Below are 23,808 nucleotides of genomic sequence, written 5' to 3' on the forward strand. Positions count from 1 at the left end.
CGGAACGCCAATGTCCGAGATACGCGATACCCTATTCCGCTACCTGACCATGCTGCAGTTGATTCCTCGCAGCCCAGGTCGGGTCAGCACCCCGGTACTCCTGGAAAAGCTCAGCGAGCGAGGGTTCAACATCGACGCGCGCTCTCTCCAACGTGACCTGCGCGACAAGTTGGCACTGCATTTTCCCCTCGGCTGCGACGATAGCCAGAAGCCCTACCGCTGGTATTTTGACCGCAACTTTAACTGCAACCTGCCAGCCCTCGATGTTCCAGGTGCACTTACCCTTGTATTGGCAGAAGAGTATCTCAAGGGCCTGCTTCCATCGGTGGTAATCGGCCAGCTCTCCCCACAGTTTCGTGATGCGCGTCAATTACTCGACGACCTGGAGCAGAATGGGCTGAGCCGCTGGGCACGCAAGGTACGGGCCATTCCCAACGGTAAGGCGCTGGTTCCTGCCCCGCTGCGCGAGGCGACCTGGCAGACAGTCTCGGACGCGCTTCTGGCGCAGCGCGCCATCGATGTCACCTATCTCTCACGCAGCGCGGAAGAAGAAAAGCACTTCACCCTCCACCCGCAGGGCCTGGTCAGCCGCCACAGCGTGACCTACCTGCTCGCCACGGTGAACGACTACGACGATATTCGGCAGTTCGCCATGCATCGCATCGAGCAGGTCAGTCTCAGTGATGCGGCCTGGCGGCCGTGCCATGATTTCGACTTGGACACTTACATTGCAAGAGGCGCTTTCGGCTATCTGCAGAGCAAGGCTCCCATCAAGCTGGTTGCCCATATTGCCCCTCAGGTGGCCTGGCTGCTCAGCGAAACACCGCTCTCCGAGGTGCAGCAACTGACACCCCTTCCCGGCAGCAGCTGGCACTGCCTGGAAGCGGAGGTTCCCGACGATCAACAAACCCAGTGGTGGCTGATGGGTATGGGCGCCAACGTGGAGGTGCTTGAGCCAGTCACTTGGCGAACCGAGATCTACGCTGCTGCCAAGTCCATTGTCGAGCGTGGAGAGACGTTAAATGAATGAGAAAAGCCCGTCCACCACACAAGGGCTTATCGTGCTGCAGGGCAACCGCATGGAGGACCTTCGCGACCTCACCCTGCAGTTGCTCGGTCGCCGGCCGCTCCACCCGCTGGCGCGCACCCTCTTCCTGGTCCAGAGCAACGGCATCGCTCAGTGGCTGAAGACCTCTATCGCCGAGCGTCAGGGAGAGCCGGGGTATGGCATCTGCCTAGGAACTGAGGTTGCCCTTCCCGCTAGGTTTCAGTGGCAGGCCTATCGCAGCGTGATCGAGGCGGTGGAAGGGCCCGGCCAGGTGCCCACCACCTCCCCCTTCGACAAGACCCGCCTTCGCTGGCGCCTGATGGCGCTGCTGCCGGATGTACTCGACGACCCACTCTTTGCGCCCCTGGCACGCTACCTGCGCGATGACGACGAGAAGCGCAAGCACTACCAGCTGGCGGAGCGTCTGGCCGACCTCTTCGACCAGTACCAGGTCTACCGCGCCGACTGGCTCAACGCCTGGGAGGTGGGCGAGGATGTGCTGACGCTGCCGGGCAATCGGACGATACCGGTACCCGACGAGCAGCGCTGGCAGCCCGCCCTGTGGCGCATGATCAGCGCTGAGCTCACCGACGAGCAGGCCCATAGCCACCGCGGCGCGGTCCACCGCCGCTTCATGGCCGCCGCCGAGCAGCTCGGCGAGCGCCCGGCTGACCTTCCTCCACGCATCGTGATCTTCGGCATCACCTCCCTGCCCCAGCAGACCCTGGAGGTGCTGGCGACGCTCTCCGGCGTCTGCGAGGTGGTGCTGTGCCTGCTCACCCCCTGCCAGTTCTACTGGGGCGAGATCATCGAGACTCAGGAGGTGCTGCGCCGCTACGTGCGCCAGCAGCGCCGCCAGGGCATGCCCGCCGAGCTTCACCACTCCCCCGAGCAGCTCCATTTGCATGCCCACCCGCTGCTAGCCGCCTGGGGCAAGCAAGGGCGCGATTACCTGCAGCTGCTCAGCGAGCACGACCAGACCGACGTGGCCGCCATGAACGCGCTGCTCGACCGGTCCGTAGACCTCTTTCTGCCGCCGCCCAGCGACACCCTGCTCGGCCAGCTTCAGGACGATATTCTCAACCTGCGCTCGCTGCATGAAACCCAGGGCACCTGGCCGGCACTGGATCCGGCGCAAGACGCCTCGATTCGGTTTCACCTCTGCCATAGCCCCCAACGTGAGCTGGAGGTACTCCACGACCAGCTGCTGGCCGCCTTTGCCGAGGACGCCACCCTGGAGCCCCGGGACATCATGGTCATGGTGCCCGACATCAACGACTACGCCCCCTATATCGATGCGGTATTCGGGCAGTTCGCCCCCGGCGAGCGGCGCCACCTCCCCTACCACGTGGCCGACCAGCAGCAGCGCCACCGGGAGCCCATGCTGGTCGCGCTGGAGACCCTGCTGTCGCTGCCGAAGATGCGCTTTCGCGCCAGCGAGATCCTCGACCTGCTGGACATCCCCCCGCTGCGTGAGCGCTTCGGCCTTGCCGAGAGCGATCTGCCCACGCTGCAGCGCTGGATTCGCGAGGCCAACGTGCGCTGGGGCCTGGACGCCGCGCAGCGCAGCGAGCTCGGCCTGCCGGAGCATGACGAGCTGCATACCTGGCGCTTCGGGCTGGAGCGCATGCTGCTGGGCTATGCGGTGGGCGAGGCCAGCGAAGAGGGCGACGACTGGGGCGACATCGTGCCCTATGACGAAGTCGCCGGCCTGGACGCGGCGCTGGTTGGCCCGCTCTACCGGTTGATCCTGACCCTTGGCGAGTGGCGCCACCGCCTAAATGAGCCGAAAACCGCCATGGAGTGGGAGTCGACTCTCTCGGCCATGCTGGCGGAGACGCTGACGCCCACCACCAGCGCCGAGCAGGCGCTGCTGGGACGGATTCAAATGGCCCTGGAGGCGTGGCTGGAAGAAATCGCCGACGCCGAAGTGGCGGTCAGCCTGCCGCTGGCCGTGGTGCGGGAAAGCTGGCTCGGCCGCATCGACGAGCCGCAGCTCTCCCAGAGTTTTTTGATGGGGCGGATCACCTTTGCCACCCTGATGCCGATGCGCGCCATTCCCTTCCGCCATGTGGTCCTGCTGGGGATGAGCGATGGCGCCTATCCGCGCCGCGCTGAGACCCTGGATTTCGACCTGATGGCCATGCGCGGCCACTATCGCGCCGGCGACCGCTCACGCCGCGACGACGACCGCTATCTGTTCCTGGAGGCGCTGCTCTCGGCCCGGGAGCGACTGATCATCAGTTGGTGCGGCAAGAGCCCCCAGGACAACAGCGAACAGCCTCCCAGCGTGCTGGTCGGCCAGCTACGCGACCACCTGGGCAAGGGCTGGCGCCTGCTCGATCAGCCACCCCACGCCGAACGCACCCCCGGCGACCACGACAAGATGGCCCAGGCGCTGCTCGCGGCAATGACCGCAGAGCATCCGCTGCAGCCCTTTGGTGCCGCCTACTTCCAGGCCACCTCGCCGCTGTTCACCTACGCGGATGAGTGGCAGGGGCTGCATGGTAGCGACCGGGCGAGCCTAGACGCACCCGACGAGCAGGTGGCGCTTCCCCGTTGGCACCCCGAAGGCCCCATTTCGCTGTCCAACCTGACCGGGCTACTGGCCGACCCAGTCAGCGCGCTGTTCCAGCAGCGGCTCTCCACCTCGATGCGCGATGACGACACCCTCACCGAGGACGACGAGCCATTTTCCTTTGCCGGGCTGAGCAAGTGGCAGCGACGCGAGGCGCTGGTGAAGCCGCTGGGCCAGCGCCTGGCCCACTCGCCGACGCTCGACCTCACCGAGGCATTCAGCCAGGAGGTAGAGCGCCAGCAGCGCGCCGGCCACTACCCTCCGGCACCGGTCGGGCCCATCATCCGCGAGATGCTGCTGGAGCGACTGCCCGATGCCCTGATGGCCTACCGGGAGCTGCTGGAGCGCTACCCCTTCCCCCTCAGAGTCCCGCCGCGGCTTGCCTTCGATAGCGGTATCATGTTGCCGGGCCGTGCAGAGAGCAGCGACGGAGAAGGCGTGGATACCCTGCAGCTCGAGGATACACTCTCAGCACTGCACGGGACCGGCCCCGAACCCGACGCGGAGGTTGTGCAGATCGTGCTGCTGACCAGCCAGATCCATCAGGGCAGTGACCTGAACTGGCGCCATATCCTGCGCCACTGGCCGGCTCATCTGGCCCTGCAGCTGCACTACCCCGAGGCCTCCAGCTACCTGGTCTCGCCCAGCGGCACGCTGGAGATCCCGGGCATGACGGCAGAGCGGGCCGAGGCGCGCCTGAAAGACTTGATGGCCCAGTGGCTCGACGCCATGCAGGCCGTGACGCCGACCCACCCGACGCTCGCCTTTGCAGCGCTTTCTTGGTACCCGGCCGCCGGCGATGCCAGCTGGCCGCCCGACGACCTCCACCATCATCCGAAGCTGCGCAAGGAATGGGAGGAGAGCTGGGAGCACTTCCCCAAGCGCCATCCTCTGGTGCTGCGTGAGTTCCCTACGCTGGACGCGCTGCTCGGTGCCGACGGTTTTGGCGAGGCCAGCCGCACGCTCTATGCCGACCTGCATACCTGGGTCACCACGGCACAGGCGGGCGCCGCCTGCGCCTCGACCTCAGAGGAGGAGACACCATGAGCCAGCTGCCGCTTACGCTGCCCCTGCGCGGCAGCCAGCTGATCGAAGCCAGTGCCGGCACCGGCAAGACCTTCACCATCGCCCTGCTCTACGTGCGGCTGGTGCTGGGCCACGGCCAGCCGGACAGCGCGGCCAGCGCCCTCGACAACGGCTTTCCCCCCCCGCTGGTGCCGCCCGACATTCTGGTGGTGACATTTCCCGAAGCCGCCAGCCAAGAGCTGCGCGACCGCATTCGCGCCCGCCTGGTCCAGGCCGCCGAGGCGTTTCGCGCCACATCACCGGATGACGGCCTAGACCAGCGCGACCCACTGCTGGCCGCCCTGCGCGACGACTTTGTGCAGGATGCCTGGGCGAGCTGCGCCCGGCGCCTGACACTCGCGGCCGAATGGATGGATGACGCGGCCATCTCGACCATTCACAGCTGGTGTCAGCGCATGCTCAAGGAGCACGCCTTCGACAGCGGCAAGCTGTTCCGCCAGGAGTTGATCAAGGACCTGACCGAAGTCACCCGCGAGGCCGTGACCGACTACTGGCGCACACGGGTCTATCCGCTCAGCGAGCCGCTGGCCGCCGCCATGGTCAGCCTCTTCGATTCCCCCCAGGTGCTGCAAGAGAAACTGCGCAACCTGCTGCAGCGGGAGGACGCCACCCTGGTCTTCTGTGGGCAACCGCTTGAAGCCGGCGACTTCAGCGACATGCTGGCGCGCTTCAGCCAGAGCCGCGAGGCGGCTCGCCAGCATGAGGCCGAGGCTCGACAGGCCTATCGGGGCGATGCCGAGCAGATCCATGAGACGCTCCGCAAGCTCCGCGAGGCCATGAATGGCACGGTGTTCAGGGGCGTCAAGGACGACGACACCTTCGAAGGCTGGCTCGCTGAACTCACCCAGTGGGGACGAGGTAACATTCCCCTCGACCAGGCGAAATTCGTGCAGAAACTCGCCAGCGGGCGCTTCAAGGTCAAGAAGGGCGCCGAAGTTCCCGAGCACGCGTTTTTCGATGCCTTGGAAGCGTGGCGCCTCAGCCATGAAGACAACGACACCCTCCAGCGCGAGCTGCTCCCCCAGGTGCTGGCCGATGCCCAAGACTGGGTCAGCCGGCGCCTGGCCGAGCAGCTAGCGGCCAATGCCCAGATGGGCTTCAACGACATGATTCGCGGGCTTTCCGAGGCATTGACCGGAGATGGCGGTGACGGCCTGGCTCGCCGCATCCGCGAGCAGTTCCCGGTCGCCATGATCGACGAGTTCCAGGATACCGACCCGGCCCAGTACCGCATCTTCGAGCGCATCTACCGGGTGGGCGCACCGGCCGCCTCGGAGGCAGCCAGCGATGCCCTCGATCTCCAGGATGACGCCCACAGGCCCACGGCACTGATCCTGATCGGGGACCCCAAGCAGGCCATCTACGGCTTTCGCGGCGGCGATATCTACACCTACCTCTCAGCGCGCCAGGCCACCCTGGGCCACCACCACAGCCTGGATACCAACTTCCGTTCCAGCGACGCGGCCGTAGCGGCCGTCAACCAGCTGTTCCTGCATGCGGAAAAGACCCATGAGCGCGGCGCTTTCCGCTTTGCCGACCCGGCGCTGCCGGCGGGCCAGAAAAAGAATGAGAGTAATCCCTTGCCCTTCCACAAGGTCGGGGCCAATGGGCGCAAGGAGATCCTGCACCTTGATGGCCAGCCGACCAGGGCGCTGGTGGGCTGGCTGCTGGAGAATGCCGAGGATGACGGCGGCTGCCTGAACAAGGACGCCTACCTGCGCGTGGCGTCGCGCCACTGCGCCAACCGCATTGCCGGCTGGCTCAATCAGGCCGGCGAGAACGGTGCCGGTTTCGCCACCTCGGAAAAGGGCGAGTTCACGCCGCTCAAGGCCGGTGATATCGCCATTCTGGTGCGCGATCGCAAGGAGGCGGGCGCCATTCGCGACGCCCTCAGCGAGCGCGGCCTGACCAGCGTCTATCTCTCCGACCGCGACAGCGTCTTCGGCACCGCCGAGGCCCGCGACCTGCTCCGCTGGCTGAAGGCCATGGCAAACCCCGAGTCTGTCTCGACCCTGCGCACGGCACTGGCGACCGCCACCCTTGGGCTTCCGCTCGCCGAGCTGGATCGGCTGCAGCGGGATGAGGCCGCCTGGGAACAGGCTCAGGAGCAGTTCATCGGCTATCGCCAGCGCTGGCAGCATCGTGGCATCCTCCCCGCCCTGCGCCAGCTGCTGCACGACTACCGGATTCCGGCGCGGCTGCTTGACAGCGACCTGGGTCAGCGTCGGCTCACCAACCTGCTGCATCTGGCCGAGTGGGCCCAGCAGGCCAGCGACACCCTGGACGGCGACCACGCGCTGATTCGCCTGCTCGCCGAGCATGTGCAGGAGCCCGGCTATGATGAGCAGATCCTGCGGCTGGAGAGCGACGCCGACCTTATTCAGGTGGTCACGATCTTCAAATCCAAGGGGCTGGAGTACCCGGTGGTCTGCCTGCCGTTTCTATGTACCTACAAGGAGGTCACTGGCAAGTTCGGCACACCGCTCTATCACCAGGATGACCAGCCGATGCTGGAGCTGGCCCCCAAGAAGGAGATGGCCAAGGAAGGCTTTGAACTGGCCGATGACGAGCGCCTCTCGGAAGAGGTGCGTCTGATCTATGTGGCGCTGACCCGCGCCCGCCACGCCACCTTCGTGGGACTGGCGCCGCTCAAGGTGGGCAACAGCAAGACGGCCACCCTGCACAAGTCGGCGCTGGGCTATCTGTTGGCCGGGGGAGAAAGCCTCCCGGATCTGGCGGGCCTGCGCGAGAAGTGGCAGCAGCTCAGCGACGACTGTGATGCCATCACCCTGGAGCCCGGCGAAAGCGCGCTGTCTCGCTACCAGCCCGTCACTACCGAAACACCCGGCAAGTCAGCACGCCGGCCCGGTCACCGCGCCTTTACCCCCTGGTGGATCGCCAGCTACTCGGCACTCCAGCAGAAAGGAGCGGCCGCCCCCGAGACCCCCGAAGCCGAGATCCTTGGCGAAGAGCATGCCGAGACTCGCCAGGCCGCTACACCCCGGGACACCCGGGCGCCGGCGGCCGAGACGCTGCACGCCTTCCCCCGCGGCCCCGGGCCCGGCACCTTCCTCCACGGCATCTTGGAAGCCCTGGCCAACCACGGCTTTGCAGGCGTGCTTGAGGACGAAGCGCTGCTGGCGCGCATGCTCCAGCGCTGCCGTCGACGCGGCTGGGAAGCGCATGTGCCGGCACTGGGAGAAGGCATCAAGCGCTGGCTGACCATCCCGCTGGCCCCCGAGGGCCAGAAGGGGCCAGTGCTGGCCAAGCTTGAGCGCTACCGCGCTGAGCCCGACTTCTGGTTTGCCACCGCGGGCGCCATCACCCCGGCGATGGACAAGCTGACCCGGGAGTATCTCTTCCCCGGTGAGCCGCGCCCCAAGCTGGGCTACCAGCAACTCAACGGCCTGCTCAAGGGGTTCATTGATCTGTTGGCCGAGCATGAAGGGAAGGTCTATGTCATCGACTGGAAGTCCAACTGGCTGGGCGCGGATGATGACGCCTATCAGGAGACAGCCATGCAAGCGGCCATGCTCGACAAGCGCTACGACATGCAGCTGGCGCTCTACCTAGTGGCGCTTCACCGCCACCTGCGCCAAACCTTGCCCGACTACGACTACGACCGCCACGTGGGCGGTGCCATGCTGGTGTTTCTGCGTGGCATCGGCGCGCCCTCTCGCGGCGTAGCTCCGATCAAACCTCCCAAGGCGTTCGTCGAAGCCATGGACCGCTGCCTGGCCGGCCACTACGACACTACGCCCGAGCGTGATACTCAGCTCACCATGGAGGGAACCGCATGAGCGAGACCTCGCTGACTTCCCCCAACACGGCCTGGCCCTCGTCTGAACAGGCCCTAGCGGATCGCGAAGCGCTGCTGGCGCTGCTGTTTGCCTGGGCTGAGCTTGGCTGGATCCGTGACCTGGATGCTGCTCTGGCCCACCGCCTGGCACAGTTGGCACCCGAAGGAGATGCCAGCTGCCTGCTGGCAGCCATGCTGGTCAGTCATCAGGCCGGCCAGGGCCACCTGCTTGTGGATCTGACACAGGCCCATGAGCAGCCCACCACGCTGATAGCGGTGGAGCCAGGTGACGACGCACCGCCGACGCCGGAAGCCCTGCTGAGCCTGCTGGCGCCTGCTCGCTGGAGCCAAGCCTTGCGCGGCTGGTCGGCGGTCGGCAGCGGCCCGGGCAACAGCCCGCTAGTGCTGGAAGGGGAGCGCCTCTATTTGCGCCGCTACTGGCGTAATGAGCAGCAGGTGGCGAACGGCGTCGATACCCGGCTGGCGCTCGGCGAGGTTGTTGACGCCGCTACCCTGCGTCCGGTGCTGGACGTCCTGTTTCCCCCGGCCAGCCACTCTGCCGAACAAGCCGGTTCACAGAAACTCGCCTGTGCGCTGGGGGCACGCGCGCCCTTCACGGTGATCACCGGCGGCCCCGGCACCGGCAAGACCACTACCGTGATTCGCTTGCTGGCACTGCTGCAGGTGCAGGCCATCGCCACCCGAGGCGCACCGCTGGCTATTCGGCTGGCGGCGCCCACCGGCAAGGCGGCCGCACGCCTGAGCGAGTCGATCCGCGACCAGATCGACGCCCTGGAAGGGCTGGACCTGCCCCACGCAGAGCAGGTGCGTGATGCCATTCCCCACGAGGTCTTGACGCTGCACCGCCTGCTGGGCGCCCGACCGGATACTCGCCACTTCCGCTATCATCGGCTCAACCCGCTGCCGCTGGACATGGTCGCGGTGGACGAAGCCTCGATGGTGGATATCGACATGATGGCGGCCCTGCTCGACGCCCTGCCGCCCCATGCCCGCCTGGTGCTGCTGGGGGACAAGGACCAGCTGGCCTCGGTGGAGGCCGGCGCAGTACTGGGTAACCTTTGTGCCCGCGCAGAAGCAGGGCACTATCGCGAGGAGGTCACCCAATGGCTGGAAAGCGCCACCGGCGTGCCTGCCTGGTTCAAGGGCGACGCTCCCGCGCTGCTGGTGCTTCTGGAGTCGCTGCTGGAGCGACTACGGGAGCATGCCGGCACCACCTCCTTCGAAGGGGAGATGCTGCTCGGCAATCGGCGTGTCTATCTCGACCTCATCTGGCCCGGAAAGCCGCTTTCCCAACGCGAGCTGACCACCTGGAGCGATCAGCGTCTGGCCGCCCTGCCGCTGTCGCCCCGTGTCGGCGACCTGCTGCGCCAGCACGCCAGCGATGCCTGGAGCCTGGCCGACAGTGACGGCAAGTACGCCAGGCTGCGCTTGCCGCTGCCCGCCGTGGAAAGAGTCGGCGCCCCCCGCACGCTGGCGGCTCCCCGCCCGGAATTCCACGACTTCGGCATTGCCGACCTGCCACCGCCCGATGCCGAACTCGCCCGCCGGCCCCTGCGTGCCCTGGAGATCGTGGCCTTCGATACCGAAACCACGGGCCTGGAACTGCGCCGCGGCGATACGGTCATCAGCATCGGCGCCTGCCGCATCGTCAATGCCCGGCTGCTGGCCAGCGACGTCTTCGACGTTCGGGTCGACCCCGGCAAGCCGATTCCCCCGGCCAGCACGGCCATCCACGGCCTCACCGATAGTGACGTCAGCGGCGCGCCTCCTCTGCCCGTCCTGCTGCCACGTTTTCGCAACTATATCGGCGACGCGGTGGTACTGGCTCACAACGCCGCCTTCGACCTGCTCGCCTTGCAGCCCCCGGGGGCCAGTGTCACCCTGGATATGCCAGTGCTGGACACCCTGCTCATATCGCGTGCGCTGGACGAGAGTCTTGACGGCCATGACCTGGACACCCTTGCCGACCGTTACAGCCTCAGGTTTCCCCCCGGAACGCGACATACCGCACTGGGCGATGCCCGGGTCACGGCTGAGCTGTGGCTGGCGCTGCTGCCGCGGCTCGAGGCGAGAGGCATCGAGACCCTGGAGCAGGCGCTTGCCCTTCAGGCCAGCGCCTTCGACAAGGAGGATGCCTGCACATGAACGAATCAAGGCGTGAAGCCCGAACTCATGCCCGGCTCATCGCCTTGATTTGCCTGGCCGTGCTTTTTTTCTCCCCCCCTCTGGTACTGATCTTCGACCGTCCCGCCGCGCAGGGCCTGTCCTGGCTGCCTCTCTATCTCTTCGTCATCTGGCTGATCGTGATTGGACTGGCAGCCTGGCTGATGGAACACCGGCAAGAGGATAGCTGACGCGATGAGAACGGATCCGGTAGTGCTGACGGTGGCCTTCGGCTACCTGGCGCTGCTGTTCGTCATTGCTGCCTGGGGCGACCGGCGTGCCGAAAAGGGCCGCTCGGTGATCGGGTCGCCCACCGTCTACGCCCTCTCGATTGCGGTCTACTGCACCGCCTGGACCTTCTACGGCAGCGTGGGGCGTGCCGCGGAGTCTGGCCCCAGCTTCCTGTTGATCTACCTGGGGCCGACCCTGGCCATGCTCATGGCCCCCTTCATGATTCGCAAGATGGTGCGCATCGCCAGCACCCAGCGCATCACGTCCATTGCCGACTTCATCAGTGCCCGCTACGGCAAGAGTTCGAGCCTCGGCGCCCTGGTGGCCCTGATCGCCCTGATCGGCATCACTCCCTATATCGCCCTGCAGCTCAAGGCCATCACCCTGAGCCATGCCGTACTGGTCAACTATCCGGAAGCCGCCGAATTCCAGCTGGCGGACGAGAGCTTCTGGGTCGACAAGTCCTTCTGGGTCGCCCTGGTCCTGGCGGTGTTCATCATCCTCTTCGGCACACGCCACCTCGATGCCAGCGAGCGTCACGAAGGCATGGTGGCGGCGATCGCCTTCGAGTCGCTGGTCAAGCTGGTCGCCTTCCTGACCGTTGGCGTATTCGTGGTGTTCGTGATGTTCAACGGCCCGATGGACCTGTTCAGCCAGGTGGCCGATAGCCCGCGACTGGTTGGCGCCCTGGGTCTGGATGCGGTGCCGGGCGGTGCCACCGGCTGGGTCGGCACCCTGGTGCTGGCGTTCCTGGCGTTTCTCACCCTGCCCCGGCAGTTCCAGGTGCTGGTGGTGGAGAACGTGGACGAACGCCACCTCCGGCGCGCCAGTTGGCTCTTCCCGCTCTACCTGGTCGCCATCAATCTGTTCGTGATTCCCATCGCCATGGCCGGCATGCTGCTGCCGGTCGGCAACAGCGACCCGGACAGCTTCGTGCTGACGCTGCCCCTCTCCGCAGGGCTGGAGGGCATACCGCTGCTGGTCTTCATCGGCGGTCTCTCGGCGGCAACCGGCATGGTCATCGTCGAGACCATCGCCCTCTCCACCATGGTCAGTAACCAGCTGGTGATGCCGCTGCTGCTGCGCTCCAAGCGCCTGCAGCTCAGCTCCCAGGGCGAGCTGGCCGGCTGGCTGCTGGGCATTCGCCGGGTAGCCATCGTGCTGATCCTGCTGCTGGGCTACCTCTACCATGCGCTGATCGGCGACTCCTATAGCCTGGTCACCATTGGGCTGGTCTCCTTCGCTGCCGCCGCCCAGTTCGCCCCCGCCCTGTTGATCGGCATGTACTGGCGGGGGGCAACCCGGCTGGGCGCCAGCCTGGGCTTGATCGCCGGCTTTCTCATCTGGGTCTACACCCTGCTGCTGCCGGGCTTTGCCCAGTCAGGGTGGCTGAACCCCGGCTTTGTCGAACAAGGCCTCTGGGGGCTGGGCTGGCTGCGCCCCTATGCGCTGTTCGGCCTCGAGGGTTGGGACATCTACAGCCACTCGCTGCTGTGGAGCATGCTGGCCAACGTCGGGATTCTGGTCGGCGTTTCCCTGTTTACCCGACAGAGTCCGCTGGAGCAGACCCAGGCGGCGCTGTTCACCAATGCCATGAACCCGGGGCTGCAGCACACCTCCCTGTGGCGTGGCCAGACAACCCGCGGCGAGCTCCAGAGCCTGCTCAGCCGCTACCTGGGGGCCAACGCCACCGCCCGGATACTCGCCGACCAGAAGAGCAGCCGGGACAACTCCGATCCGGCCCCCCCGGCGATGATCGCCCGCGCCGAACAGGCCCTGTCGGGTGCACTGGGCAGCGCCTCGGCAAGGGTGCTGATCAATTCCGTGGTGCGTGGCGAGGCCCTGGACCTGGAGTCGATCCTCAGCATTCTCGACACCACCTCCCAGACGCTCGAGTACAACCGCCGACTGGAACAGAAGTCCAACGAACTCGCCAAGATCGGCGAGGAGCTGCGTGCCGCCAACGAGCGACTACGCGAACTCGACCGATTGAAGGACGAATTCGTCGCCATGGTCAGTCACGAACTCCGGACGCCGCTCACCTCGATTCGCGCCTTTGCCGAAATCCTGCGCGACGGCAAGGACCTGCCGGAAGACAAGCGCACCCACTTCCTCGAAGTGGTGGTGCTCGAAAGCCAACGGCTCTCCCGCCTGATCGAGGAGATACTCGACCTGGCACGGCTGGAGAGCGGCAGGCTGACCCTGACGCCGCAGCAACTGGACCTGGTGTCGCTGACCCGGCATAGCGTCGACGCCGTCCATCGCCTGCAGGAGGATCGCGGGGTGACGCTTCAAGTTGACATCGAGGTGGACGAGGCTCCGGTCATCGGCGACCCGGACCGCCTGGAGCAGGTCATCATCAACCTGCTCGACAACGCCGGCAAGTTTGCCGACGACGACGATCCACAGGTGCGTCTCCTGCTGACTCGACACGAGCAACACTATCGGCTCAGCGTGGAGGACAATGGCCCCGGTATCGCCGAAGAGGAGCGCGAGCGAGTCTTCGAGAAGTTCCACCAGATAAAACGCCTGAGCAGCAGCGCCGGCAAGGCCAAGGGACGCCCCAGGGGCAGCGGCCTGGGACTGCCGATCAGCCGGGGCATTGTCGTCCACCTGGGCGGCAGGCTCTGGGTAGAGGATGCCCCCCAGCTCCAGGGCGCCTGTCTGGTCATGGAGCTACCCCAGGCACCTGAGTGACTCACAATCCCGCCCACTTCATGCGACAAGTCTGATTTTGCTGCATGTGCTAAAGAAACCCTCTCTTCCGCCGATACCTCTTTGTGCCAGGGAATGACGTAACAGCCAGCCCAGGCCCTCGGTCAGCCCGCTTATCCCAAAAAAACAAAAAGAATTCAGACAGCAAGGCCATACGCATTTCGTGGCCTTGAAGCGCCGCTATGGCAAGACCGTTTGTTTCGTTTCGCTGCTTTGCCATGCACATGCAGACCAGCATAAAAGCACTGTCCTATAGAGAGCCCCTACAAAATGAAGCGACTCACTCGTCTATCACTCACGCAGAAGCTGCTGGGCGCGATCGGCCTGCCGTTACTGCTGGCATTCATCGCGCTGGGCCTGATCGTCAACACCCAGTTGAACAATGCCATTCCACCGATGCTGGAAGACACCAGTGCCCGACAGGTCGAAGCCCGGGCCAATGAAGTCGGCCGCTGGATCGAGGGTTACCGGACCCTGCTGTCCGGGCTAGCCAAGGACGAACGACTCGCCGAATCGGTGCCCGTGGAAGAGCACCTGGAGTGGCTGGCCAGCCGTCATCCGGGCGATGCCACCATCGAATCGTTCTACTTCGCCGACGCCAGCGGCGATACCGTGACCCATAGCGGCGCCAGGGCGGACATTTCCGGTCGCGGCTACTTCCAGGAGCTGGTTATCGATGGCACCACGGACCGGCTGCTGGCCGACCCGGTGCTCTCCCTGGTGAGCGGCCTGCCCACCGCGATAATTGCCGAGACGATCTTCGACGAGTCAGGAAGCCGCGTCGGGCTGCTGGGCATCACCCTGTCCATGGAAGCCGTCTCGGAGATCACCTCCGCCATCGACGTGGGCGAAGGTAGCTACGGCTACATGGTCGACAGCAGCGGCATGGTCGTGGCCCATCCCGACCCAGACCTGCGCATGAACCTCAACGTCACCGATGCCGACCAGGCCGGTTTCCAGGGTGTCAATGCACTGGGCCAGCGCATGCTCTCCGGTGAAGCCGGCATCGGCCAAGTGGTGTCACCCTTCGATGGCAACGTGACCATGGTCTGGAGCCCGATCCCAGGCACTGGTGGCTGGGCGCTTGCGGCGGCCATTCCCAGCAATGTCTTCACCGCTGTCTCGACGAACCTGCTGTTCTCCCTATTGATCGTGGGTGCAGTGATCCTGCTGGTGCTGCTTGTCATCGTCGGTTTCTCGGCGCGCAAGGCACTGGCGCCGATCAAGCAGACCGCCCAGGCCATGGCCGATATCGCCCAGGGCAAGGGCGACCTGACCCGCCGGCTGACGGCCCACAGCCAGGATGAAGTGGGCGAGCTCGCCGTACAGTTCAACGGCTTCGTCGAGCGCATGCAGCGAACCCTGCAGGAAGTCCGCGGGAACGCCCGTACCGTCCTCGCCGGTGCCAGCGACATGGCCGACGGCACCCAGGAACTCTCCTCGCGCACCGAGCAGGCCGCCGCCAACCTGCAGGAAACCTCGGCATCCATGGAGGAGATTCACTCCACCGTCTCGCACACCGCCCAGGCATCCGAGCAGGCCAACGGGCTGGCCACCAATGCCGCCGGGGTTGCCGAGCGCGGCAATGAGGCCATGACCGAGATGCAGGCCAAGATGGCATCCATCGACGCCTCGGCCAACAAGATCAGCGACATCATCGGCCTGATCGACTCGATCGCCTTCCAGACCAACATTCTGGCGTTGAATGCCTCGGTGGAAGCTGCTCGTGCCGGCGAGCACGGCAGGGGCTTTGCCGTGGTCGCCCAGGAAGTCCGCAACCTCGCCAGCCGTTCAGCCGACGCCGCCAAGGACATTCGCGGACTGATCGATACTTCCGTCAAACACACCCAGGAAGGCAGCCAGATCGTCAAGGGTGCGGCAGAACGCATGCAGGAGCTGCGCCAGAGTGTGATTCAGGTCTCTGACGTGATCAGCGAAATCACCGCCGGCGCCCGCGAGCAGACGTCGGGAATCGAGCAGGTCAACACTGCTGTGGCGGAGATGGATACCATGACGCAGCAGAATGCCTCCATGGTGCATCAGAACGCCGGCCTGGCCGCCACCATGCGAGACAATGCCCGTCGCCTTGATGAGCTAATGTCCGAATTCATTCTCGGAGAAGCCGAATTGACCGAAGCGCGTCCAGGCCCGGCGGTGAACCGGCCAGCGCTTGCCCTGCCCTCGGCGGTCACTAACCCCTCGCAGCAGGCGGTGAAGCCAGCGTCCAAGCGTCAGCAGCCCGCACGCGAGCTGGAAGAGGATTGGGAGACCTTTTAAGGCGGCTGGAAGCAAGAGCCAATGAGCCGAGCCGCTTCCAGGGAGGGAAGCGGAATACCAATAATCGCCTACGCTGTTTCCTGTTTTCACTGGGTAACTGGATGACGTGAAGTTCCTTTCGAGACCTGGACACCGCTTCTCCAGGTCATGGTAGCCTGGTGCCAGCAGCCATCGGTATGCAACAGGACGTCATGCACGGTGGAGGGTTCCTTATGGCTCAGGTGGCCCAGAGACTTGGCTGGCCAGCTGTGATTTGGCTTTCATGCCGAACCAGAGGGTGGCCAGGGCCACCAGGAGTATAGCCGGCAGCATGGCGAGATTCAGGGCTTCCCACCCCAGGTGGTGCAGCAGTTGCCCGGCCATCAGCGAGCCGATGGCCACCAACGTGAAGATGATCAGGTCGTTGACCCCCTGTACCTTGCCCCGCTCGGCCTCGCTATGAACCGTGGAGAGCATGGCGCTGCCACCCACGAACAGAAAGTTCCAGCCAACCCCCAGCAGCACCAGCGCCACCCAGAAGTGCGCCAGGCTGGTACCCAGGTTAGCCACCAGCACCGTGCCGATGAGCAGCGTCGCCCCGCTGAGCACGATACGCTGCACGCCGAAACGGGCAATCAGGCTGCCGGTCACGAAGGACGGCGCGAACATGCCCAGCACGTGCCACTGCATGATGAAGGCAACCTGGCTCATCTCGAAACCTCGGGCGCGCATCGCCAGCGGCGTGGCAGTCATCACCAATACCATGATGGCGTAGCCCACCGCGCCGGCCAGTACCGCTACCCTGAATTTGGGCTGGGTGGCGATGACCGCCATGGGGCGAGATTTCTCGCCGGGCTGGGGCTCGCCGCTGGCCGGTACGCGCAGCTGAGTCAGCAGGCCGATGGCCAGCAGCGCAAGGATGGCAATCACCAGATAAGGTCCACCGGAGGGCACGCTGGCGATCAGGCCGGTGGCTGCGCTGGCGTTCCAGGGGCCGAGGAAGGCGGCGGCAACCCCGCCAGCCATGACGAAGGAGATCGCCCGGCTGCGAAAGGCGGGACTTGCCACGTCGGCAGCGGCGAAGCGGTAGTACATGGCGAAGCCCTGGTAGAGCCCCAACAGGAGATTGCCGGCGCAAAACAGCCAGAAGGACCCCAGCGCAATGGCACCGAAGCTCAGCAGGCCACCGGCCACGCCACCCAGGCTGGCCCCGGTGATGAAGCCATGTCGACGACCCACCCGCTTCATGTAGAGGGACGCTGGCAGGGTCGAAACCACGGTGCCCAGCATCATCATGGCGATGGGCAGCGTGGCCAGACCGGGATCGGGACTCAGCTGTTGGCCGACCACCCCACTCAGCGTACGCCTATCTCCGAGACGTGCTGGAACGGCTGCCGACCCAGAAGGCCAGCCAGATCCACGAACTCCTGCCTCACCACTGGCAGCATACTGCCTGATCACTGACAAGCGGTGATGCCCGGTCGCTTACTGGCATGTGGCTGTCGAGGTACAAAAAACCAGCAGCAGGAGCGCCAAAATTGCGTCGTCGTTGAATCAGTCCCGAGAAAGCCAAAAAAGGAAAAAGGGAATGTCTATTCAGAAAAATGACAGAAACTGTAATCTTGTCAAGACACTGTATCACGCCGCTCAGGGCGAGGCGCGCAGTCAGAGTCACGCGTCTGAAGCGAGATTGAAGTCGGACAAGTCGGCGCAGGATTTCTTTGACAATCTGTCGAAGGACTATAACGAGATTGCCTGTCAGGCACGCTTACTACTTAACAGGAAAACGTTATCACCACATACACTTGACACTTATGAGACGAACGATGGTTAACACGCTGAATACATGGCTGCCTGCCAGGTGCCTATGATTTGCTAGGCACCGCTGTGACGCCTGGCTGCAGCATTTCTTTTCTTCGTCTGATACATCGCCCTGTCAGCGGCGTCGCAGAGCGCCATGGCGCTCTTGCCATGCTGGGGAAATGCCGCCACTCCGATACTGAGCGTAAGAGTAATGGTATGACCATTCAGCACATCGAACCGGCTCGATGCCACTAGGTCGCATAGTCGTTCCGCTGCCTCTTGGCCTGCCTCGAACGACATTTCGGGAAGAATCACCGTAAGCTCATCACCACCATAGCGAGCCAAAAAGTCTATCTTGCGCAACTTGTCCTTTATGAGATGGCTGATCTGCCTCAGCACCGCATCGCCAGCCAAGTGTCCATAGTTGTCATTGATATCTTTGAAATTGTTCAAATCAAGCCATAGCAGACTAAACGAGCGGTCATAGCGAGTGGCACGGGAGAGTTCATCCTCCAGGCGGCGGTTGAACGCACGCCGGTTGGGCAATCCCGTCAAGGCATCCTGCGTCGCCAATTCCTCCAGCTCCTGCTCCAGCCGCTTGCGTTCGGTGATATCGATGATGATTCCTTCCAGAAACTGTTCACCATCGATGGTCACCGCACGCCCCTGCTCCCAGCACCACACCAGGTCGCCATTGCGCTTGCGAAGCTGATATTCAACGGCGAAGGGCTCCCCCTGCTCAATGGCCTGATCGACCTGGACATGGAGTCGTGCAAGATATTCCGGCTGGATGAGGCTGGCCCAGGCAACGCCCCGATTAGCCACCAGTTCCTCTGGCCGGTATCCCGTGAGTTCCAGGCAGGCGCTGGATACGAACCGCATGCTCCACTGGGCATCGTTCAGGCAGCGATAGGCCATGCCCGGCAGGTTGGCAATCAGTGTCCTCAGCTCCCGTTCACGCTTCTGCAGGGCCTGCTCGGCAGCACGCCTGGCAGTGACATCACGGCCGATGGCTACCGAGCCACAAACATGGCCGTGCTCATCGGTAAGCTGCCTGGAGTCCCAGGCGATGATTTTCTCCTCACCACTCTTGGTGAGGATGCTGGTCTCAAAGCCCTGGACCTCAGCCCCCTCGCTGAGGATCTGCTGAACTTCGCGGGCAATACTGCTGCGATAGTCAGGGTCCGGATATAGCAACTGCCAGATACCGTCACTGCCCAACACCTCATCACGGCGATATCCTGAGATACGTTCGGCGGCATCGTTCCACAACGTCACCCGTGCCTCACGGTCGAGACCATTGATCCAGACGTGCGCACTCTCGATAACACTTTCCCGAAACTGGCTCAGCGCATGAAGCTCCGCTCGCTGCTGCTGATTGCGCTGCAACAGCGCTGCGTCGGCCTTCCATTCTCGTCTCAACAGGAAAAACAGTGCGACGCTGGTCACGGCCACAAACCCCAACCCTTTCGCGGACTGGGCCTGAGTGAGCCAAGATGTTCCCGCCACACGCTCACCGAGCCACCAGTCGGACACCAAAATCCATACACTGGCCAAGAGTGCATAATAGAGCGTTATTCGTGCCGCACGGCTGGCGGGCGTAGCGGGTTTGTCCATGCGTACCAGGCTTCGTGGCACCAATCATCCACGGAGCGTAGAAGCGATGCCAACATTATCGGGGCTTTCCGAGGAGTCCAGAGCCCACTTTCTTCGCGCTAGTTTGCCATTGTTTCCTATCGTGAGTAAAAAAAGATGATGGATGCTAGCAGCCTCCCTATCAGCCACATCGACTAAGGTCTCATTGCCCTGCCACTGACCGACATCGAAGCTGGTGTCCGGAAACAAGCATTTTTGAAAATAGTCCTGACAAAAAAAAGGCCCCCGAGAGGGCCCAAGTGGAGCACGCCAGCTCACTCTGTATATCGCCTTCACGGATGGCGACGTTGAAACCGGTTGCAGGCCCAAAGTGCTCAGCCTGCCTTTTCTTTTACATACGAAAAACATGCCAATACTGGAATAATTAAATAAAAAACAACAGCTTACTGGAATCGCACAGCCACCCATACCTTGCCCCGCTGCTTTGCAGCAACTTCTCCGCACCACTTGAACTCACTATCGCCCAAGCCTGCTTCAATTCCGTGCAGTTACCGCTTCAATCGCCACAATGCCGATCCTTGTTGCCCTGTCACTGGCGTGTCTGCCGCCTGGGGTTCATCCAAGTGCAAGACGACGCGATGGCAGTTACAAGGTCTGCCGGGACACGTCGAGCACGCGACCATCAACCGTGCGTTGCAGCTTCTCCTCGATCTCGCTGCATAGAGAATCCACCTTCTGCTGCGAGATGCCGGTCACCACGAAGGTCCATTCGCTCGCTTCCAGCCGGTCGCGTTCGCCGCTCTCGCATACCGCCACAGCCGGGTTGCGGCCAAAGCGCTCATGAAGTCCGCCCATACGCTGGCGCTTCTCCTTGAGGGACGCACAGCCGGGCAGTGAAAGGTTCATGGTCAGGATGGTGCTGTGCATGGGAGTCCTTCCGTTGATCGCGATCGCGCTCTAGCCGGGCATTCCCACTAGACCTTCCACGGCAATGGCGCCGGCATCAACCGCTCACCCGACCATTGGGGAATGCTGCCAAAGCGCTCGCTGCCCGCCTCCCAGTCGCGCTGGGCCTCGGCGATCTCCGCCTTGCTGTGGCCGACGAAATTCCACCAGATCAGCACTTCTTCCCCCAGCGGCTCACCACCGATCAGAATGGCACGACCGCCTGCGCTCATCGACAACTCCACCTCATCGCGACCGCGGCCCAGGTAGGCCAGCTCATTGGCGACAAAGCGTTCTCCACCGATCTCGAGCTCACCGTCCAGGGGCAGTACGGCGTACTCGAAGTCATCTCGCAGTGGCAGACTGATCGTTGCGGCCCGGCTAGCCTCGAGGTCGAGCCCCACCAGCGGTGAGAACGTCAGGGGCGGCGCCCGGCGGCCGTCGAATTCACCGATAAGCAGGGTCAGCTCGACGCCGTGCGCCTGCCAGCGGGGCAGCTCCGCATAGTGATCGAAACGAGGCTCGGTATTACGGCTCGCCTCGGGCAGTGCAATCCAGAGCTGGGCAGCATGCAGGTGGCTGGCGCCGGCCACCGACTCTTCGGTATGGCTGATGCCGCGCCCCGCGGTCATCAGGTTGACCTGCCCCGGTCGTATCACCTGCTCGCTGCCCAGGCTGTCGCGGTGCAACACCTCTCCCTCGATCATCCAGGTGAAGGTCTGCAGGCCGATATGCGGGTGCGGCCCGACGCGCAGGCCAGCGCTGTCGCTCTTGAAGACCGCCGGCCCGGCATGATCGAGGAAGCACCAGGCCCCCACCAGGCGCCGCTGACGTGAGGGCAGCACGCGATTGACCGGAATACCGCCTACGTCAGCGGTGCGAGCCGAGACATGCTGAACCTGGCGTTTTCCGTCGACCAGCGGGCAATCCAGGGAGGATGAGAGGCTGCCTTCATTGACGAGATTGCTCATGGAACACTCCTTGAGGACGAAGTGAGTCTAGCTGCCGAGATGGTGTGGAGTGAAGCCTCGGCGAAACCCCGAGCGGTGATGCTCTCAGCATAGGCCTCGCCTACGCTGCCCACCCGGGACTTGACCAGACATTTGGCCACCGCTCACACCTCGATGACCAGGTCCGGCACGAACAGCGGCGGCTCGAACTCACCGGGGTAGCCCCCGGGGTTGGCAACGACCCGGGTACCGCCGTGCGCCATGTCCACCGGCTCATGCACATGGCCGTGAATCCACAGGTCGGCGCACCCCATCAACCCCGGTAGATGCGAGGCGAAGGCGGGCGACAGGGCGTCACCCCGGTAGCGCAGGGGGATGCATTCGGCCAGTGGCGCATGATGGCTGATCACCACCCGCGGCCCGACGAAGGGAACGGCCAGTTCCGCCTCGAGCCAGGCCAGGGCCTCGGCGTGCAGCCGCTGGCTCTCCAGGGGACTGAAGATCTCCCCAACCGGCTGTTCGATGATGCTGAAATCCGGCATCAGCCAACGCGCTTTCTGCTCGGTCAGCGCCGGATCGTTGTCCGGCTCATCGGCGTAGAGAGCGAAGTCCGTCCATAGGGTGGTACCGTGGAAACGTACCCCGTTCAACGTCAGCGAACGGTTGTCGAGCAGATGGATGCCCAGTCGCTCGGCTTCCTGGGCGAGGGTGTGGCGCAGCACGGGCATGCTGGTGCCGTAGAACTCATGGTTCCCCGGCACATAGATAATCGGCTGGTCGGCAAAGCGCGCCGCGGCCCATGCCAGGCCCTCTGCCTCGCGGTGAATATCACCGGCGAGGATAACCGCGTCGGACGCCACCTCCGGCAGCTCCCGCCCCTCGTCGAAATGTTCCAGATGCAGGTCGGAAAGTATCCTGAGCCGCATGACGCTCCCACCTTGTTCTTAGCAACGGGGCGATACCTCGCCCGTCCTTGTCACCCAGCATAAGCGGGAGCCGGAGCGTTTTGCCAGGTTGGGTAGCGCAGCGGCCCGGGCGGGTCAGCAGACCTGAGGGTCCAGCAACGCCATCAACGAAGCCACCTCGTCTGGGTCGGAAAGCGCATGAGAAAGCCTGGCGATGTCTTCTGCCAACGGACGATCCTGCTCAAGAGTCGGTGCATGGGTGCGAACCCAGGCACAGAAAGCCTGTGACGCTTGACTCAGCAAATGCGCCCCCTTCAGCTCGGCACCCTGTACCAGCACCAACGCTTCAATCGCCAATATTTGATAGAGATAATCGATACTGGTACTGGCGCGCCTTGCCGCGATCGTACCTAGCGGGACAATATCCTGGTTATCGGCATTGGTCGGGATCGATTGGATCGAGGCCGGGATTGCCTGACTACGCAACTCAGCCACTAGCGCCGTGGCAGTCACCTGGGCCCCCATGAACCCACTATGCAAACCGGTATCGCATGGCTGCATGAAGGCGGGAAGCCCCTTGCTTTTCAGCGGGTCGGTCACCCTTGCGATGCGTCGTTCGCTATACAGGGCCATCTGGATCAGCGCATTGTTGAGATGGTCACTGGCAAAAGCCAGGTGCTGGCCGAAAAAATTCCCGCCATGCAGGACAGTATCGTTGTCAGGAAACAGTAGCGGGTTGTCGGTCACCGCATTCAGCTCTAGCCGCACCGTCTGTGCGTGCTGCTCGACCACATCCCACACCGCCCCCAGGGCCTGTGGTGCGCAGCGTAACGTGTAGGCATCCTGGGGCAGCGGGCGGTGCTGTTCGATGCCATTTTCCATTTCAGGAAGCGGCACTGACGCTGCTTGCCACGCGGTAAGCAGTTGACTGCTTTCCGAAAGCGACCATAACCACTGATGCAATTTCCGTTGCCCCGGATGAGGACGCAGCTCCCCGATCGCCGGGTGAAACGCCTCACGGTGCCCTTCGAGGAGCTCCGTGTAGAGCAAGACCAGCAGCGTACTGAGCTTTATCGCCCGCTGTGCGCCAGTGGCATTCAAGGCGGCGATACCCACCGTGGTTGACGTGCCATTGACCAGCGAAATGGCATCTTTGCCCTGCAACAGAAGTGGCTGCCAGCCCAACTGCTGATGTGCTATCGCACTCTCCATCCACTCCCCGCCCTTAAGGCTCACTCTTCCCTCGCCGCTGAGAGCACGGGCCAAATGTGCCAGCGGGGTCAAGTCACCGCTGGCACCAACGGTGCCGCGTGACGGCACCTCAGGAATCAAATCGGCTCGAAGCCAAGCGAGCAGCCTTTCGACGAGTGCCGGATTGGCGCCGGAATGACCACGCACCAAGCTGATCGCTCGCGCAGCCATCATCGCACGGACATGAGGTCGCGACAGCGGTTCGCCGACACCACTGCACAGGTGGTAAACCAGGTTCTTCTGCAAAAGCGCCGACTGCATGGGGTCGACGTGCGTTGTCGCCAACGGACCATAGCCCGTCGTGACACCATAGATGAGCTGGCGCCGCTCGATGGCGTCGCAAAGAAATTCATGCGCCTTCTCGACGGCACGTCTATCACTCTCTGACAAAGCAAGCGCCATGTTTCCAAGCGCTATCGCCTCGATTTCATCCAGCGTCAACCGCCCGTCATGCATGGTGA

The 23,808-nt window shown here is 63.9% G+C and carries 13 protein-coding genes and 1 pseudogene; 8 read left to right on the top strand and 6 right to left on the bottom strand.

Translation table 11 applies throughout. From position 1 onward, the window contains the following. Positions 1–10: 10 nt before the first annotated feature. The 7 genes from LOKO_RS07290 to LOKO_RS07320 all read left to right on the top strand — a co-directional run bounded on the left by LOKO_RS07290 (position 11) and on the right by LOKO_RS07320 (position 15,918). Positions 11–1,030 (top strand): helix-turn-helix transcriptional regulator, encoded by a 1,020-nt coding sequence (locus LOKO_RS07290; RefSeq protein WP_066447051.1) that lies wholly within the window; start codon positions 11–13, stop codon positions 1,028–1,030. Beyond that, positions 1,023–4,673 (top strand): exodeoxyribonuclease V subunit gamma, encoded by a 3,651-nt coding sequence (gene recC / locus LOKO_RS07295; protein ID WP_066447055.1) that lies wholly within the window; start codon positions 1,023–1,025, stop codon positions 4,671–4,673. The genes LOKO_RS07290 and recC overlap by 8 nt, the downstream gene beginning before the upstream one ends. Continuing rightward, positions 4,670–8,512: an exodeoxyribonuclease V subunit beta gene (recB, locus tag LOKO_RS07300; protein WP_066447058.1), complete on the top strand. Its 3,843-nt coding sequence runs from the start codon at positions 4,670–4,672 to the stop codon at positions 8,510–8,512. The genes recC and recB overlap by 4 nt, the downstream gene beginning before the upstream one ends. Beyond that, a complete protein-coding gene (locus LOKO_RS18720; RefSeq protein ID WP_083517485.1) occupies positions 8,509–10,677 on the top strand; it encodes an AAA family ATPase in 2,169 nt (722 codons plus the stop codon). The genes recB and LOKO_RS18720 overlap by 4 nt, the downstream gene beginning before the upstream one ends. Continuing rightward, on the top strand, positions 10,674–10,886 hold the full coding sequence (locus LOKO_RS07310; RefSeq protein WP_066447061.1) for a hypothetical protein: 213 nt from the start codon (positions 10,674–10,676) through the stop codon (positions 10,884–10,886). Before LOKO_RS18720 ends, LOKO_RS07310 begins: the two co-directional genes overlap by 4 nt. A 4-nt stretch (positions 10,887–10,890) precedes the next feature. Continuing rightward, entirely contained in the window at positions 10,891–13,623 is a 2,733-nt protein-coding gene (locus LOKO_RS07315; RefSeq protein WP_066447063.1) for a sensor histidine kinase, read from the top strand. 288 nt (positions 13,624–13,911) lie between these two features. Continuing rightward, positions 13,912–15,918 (top strand): methyl-accepting chemotaxis protein, encoded by a 2,007-nt coding sequence (locus LOKO_RS07320; protein WP_066447065.1) that lies wholly within the window; start codon positions 13,912–13,914, stop codon positions 15,916–15,918. A 210-nt stretch (positions 15,919–16,128) separates the two neighbouring features. On the opposite strand, the gene LOKO_RS07325 is transcribed toward LOKO_RS07320, so the two are convergent. Beyond that, positions 16,129–17,247 carry an MFS transporter gene (locus tag LOKO_RS07325; RefSeq protein WP_235588962.1) on the bottom strand — a complete coding sequence of 373 codons (1,119 nt, stop codon included), beginning with the start codon at positions 17,245–17,247 and terminating at the stop codon, positions 16,129–16,131. Positions 17,248–17,249: 2 nt separating this feature from the next. Between LOKO_RS07325 and LOKO_RS20605 the strand changes: the two are divergent. Next, positions 17,250–17,354, top strand: a pseudogene (locus LOKO_RS20605) (transposase domain-containing protein); the annotation flags it as partial. A gap of 418 nt (positions 17,355–17,772) precedes the next feature. Here LOKO_RS20605 and LOKO_RS07335 read toward each other — a convergent pair. From LOKO_RS07335 to LOKO_RS07355, 5 genes are all read right to left on the bottom strand, one after another. Beyond that, the gene (locus LOKO_RS07335) at positions 17,773–19,149 is read right to left on the bottom strand and encodes a sensor domain-containing diguanylate cyclase (protein ID WP_201025368.1); all 1,377 of its coding nucleotides are present in this window, start codon (positions 19,147–19,149) and stop codon (positions 17,773–17,775) included. Between the two features lie 792 nt (positions 19,150–19,941). Further along, on the bottom strand, positions 19,942–20,223 hold the full coding sequence (locus LOKO_RS07340; RefSeq protein WP_066447073.1) for a DUF503 domain-containing protein: 282 nt from the start codon (positions 20,221–20,223) through the stop codon (positions 19,942–19,944). 47 nt (positions 20,224–20,270) lie between these two features. Then, the gene (locus tag LOKO_RS07345; protein WP_066447076.1) at positions 20,271–21,212 is read right to left on the bottom strand and encodes a pirin family protein; all 942 of its coding nucleotides are present in this window, start codon (positions 21,210–21,212) and stop codon (positions 20,271–20,273) included. Between the two features lie 143 nt (positions 21,213–21,355). Next, positions 21,356–22,117: a metallophosphoesterase family protein gene (locus tag LOKO_RS07350; protein WP_066447078.1), complete on the bottom strand. Its 762-nt coding sequence runs from the start codon at positions 22,115–22,117 to the stop codon at positions 21,356–21,358. A gap of 114 nt (positions 22,118–22,231) precedes the next feature. Next, positions 22,232–23,803, bottom strand: coding sequence for an HAL/PAL/TAL family ammonia-lyase (locus tag LOKO_RS07355; RefSeq protein WP_066447081.1), 1,572 nt, complete (start codon positions 23,801–23,803; stop codon positions 22,232–22,234). Positions 23,804–23,808 lie beyond the last annotated feature (5 nt).

Origin of the sequence: Halomonas chromatireducens (assembly GCF_001545155.1) — a bacterium.
Lineage (GTDB): Bacteria > Pseudomonadota > Gammaproteobacteria > Pseudomonadales > Halomonadaceae > Halomonas > Halomonas chromatireducens.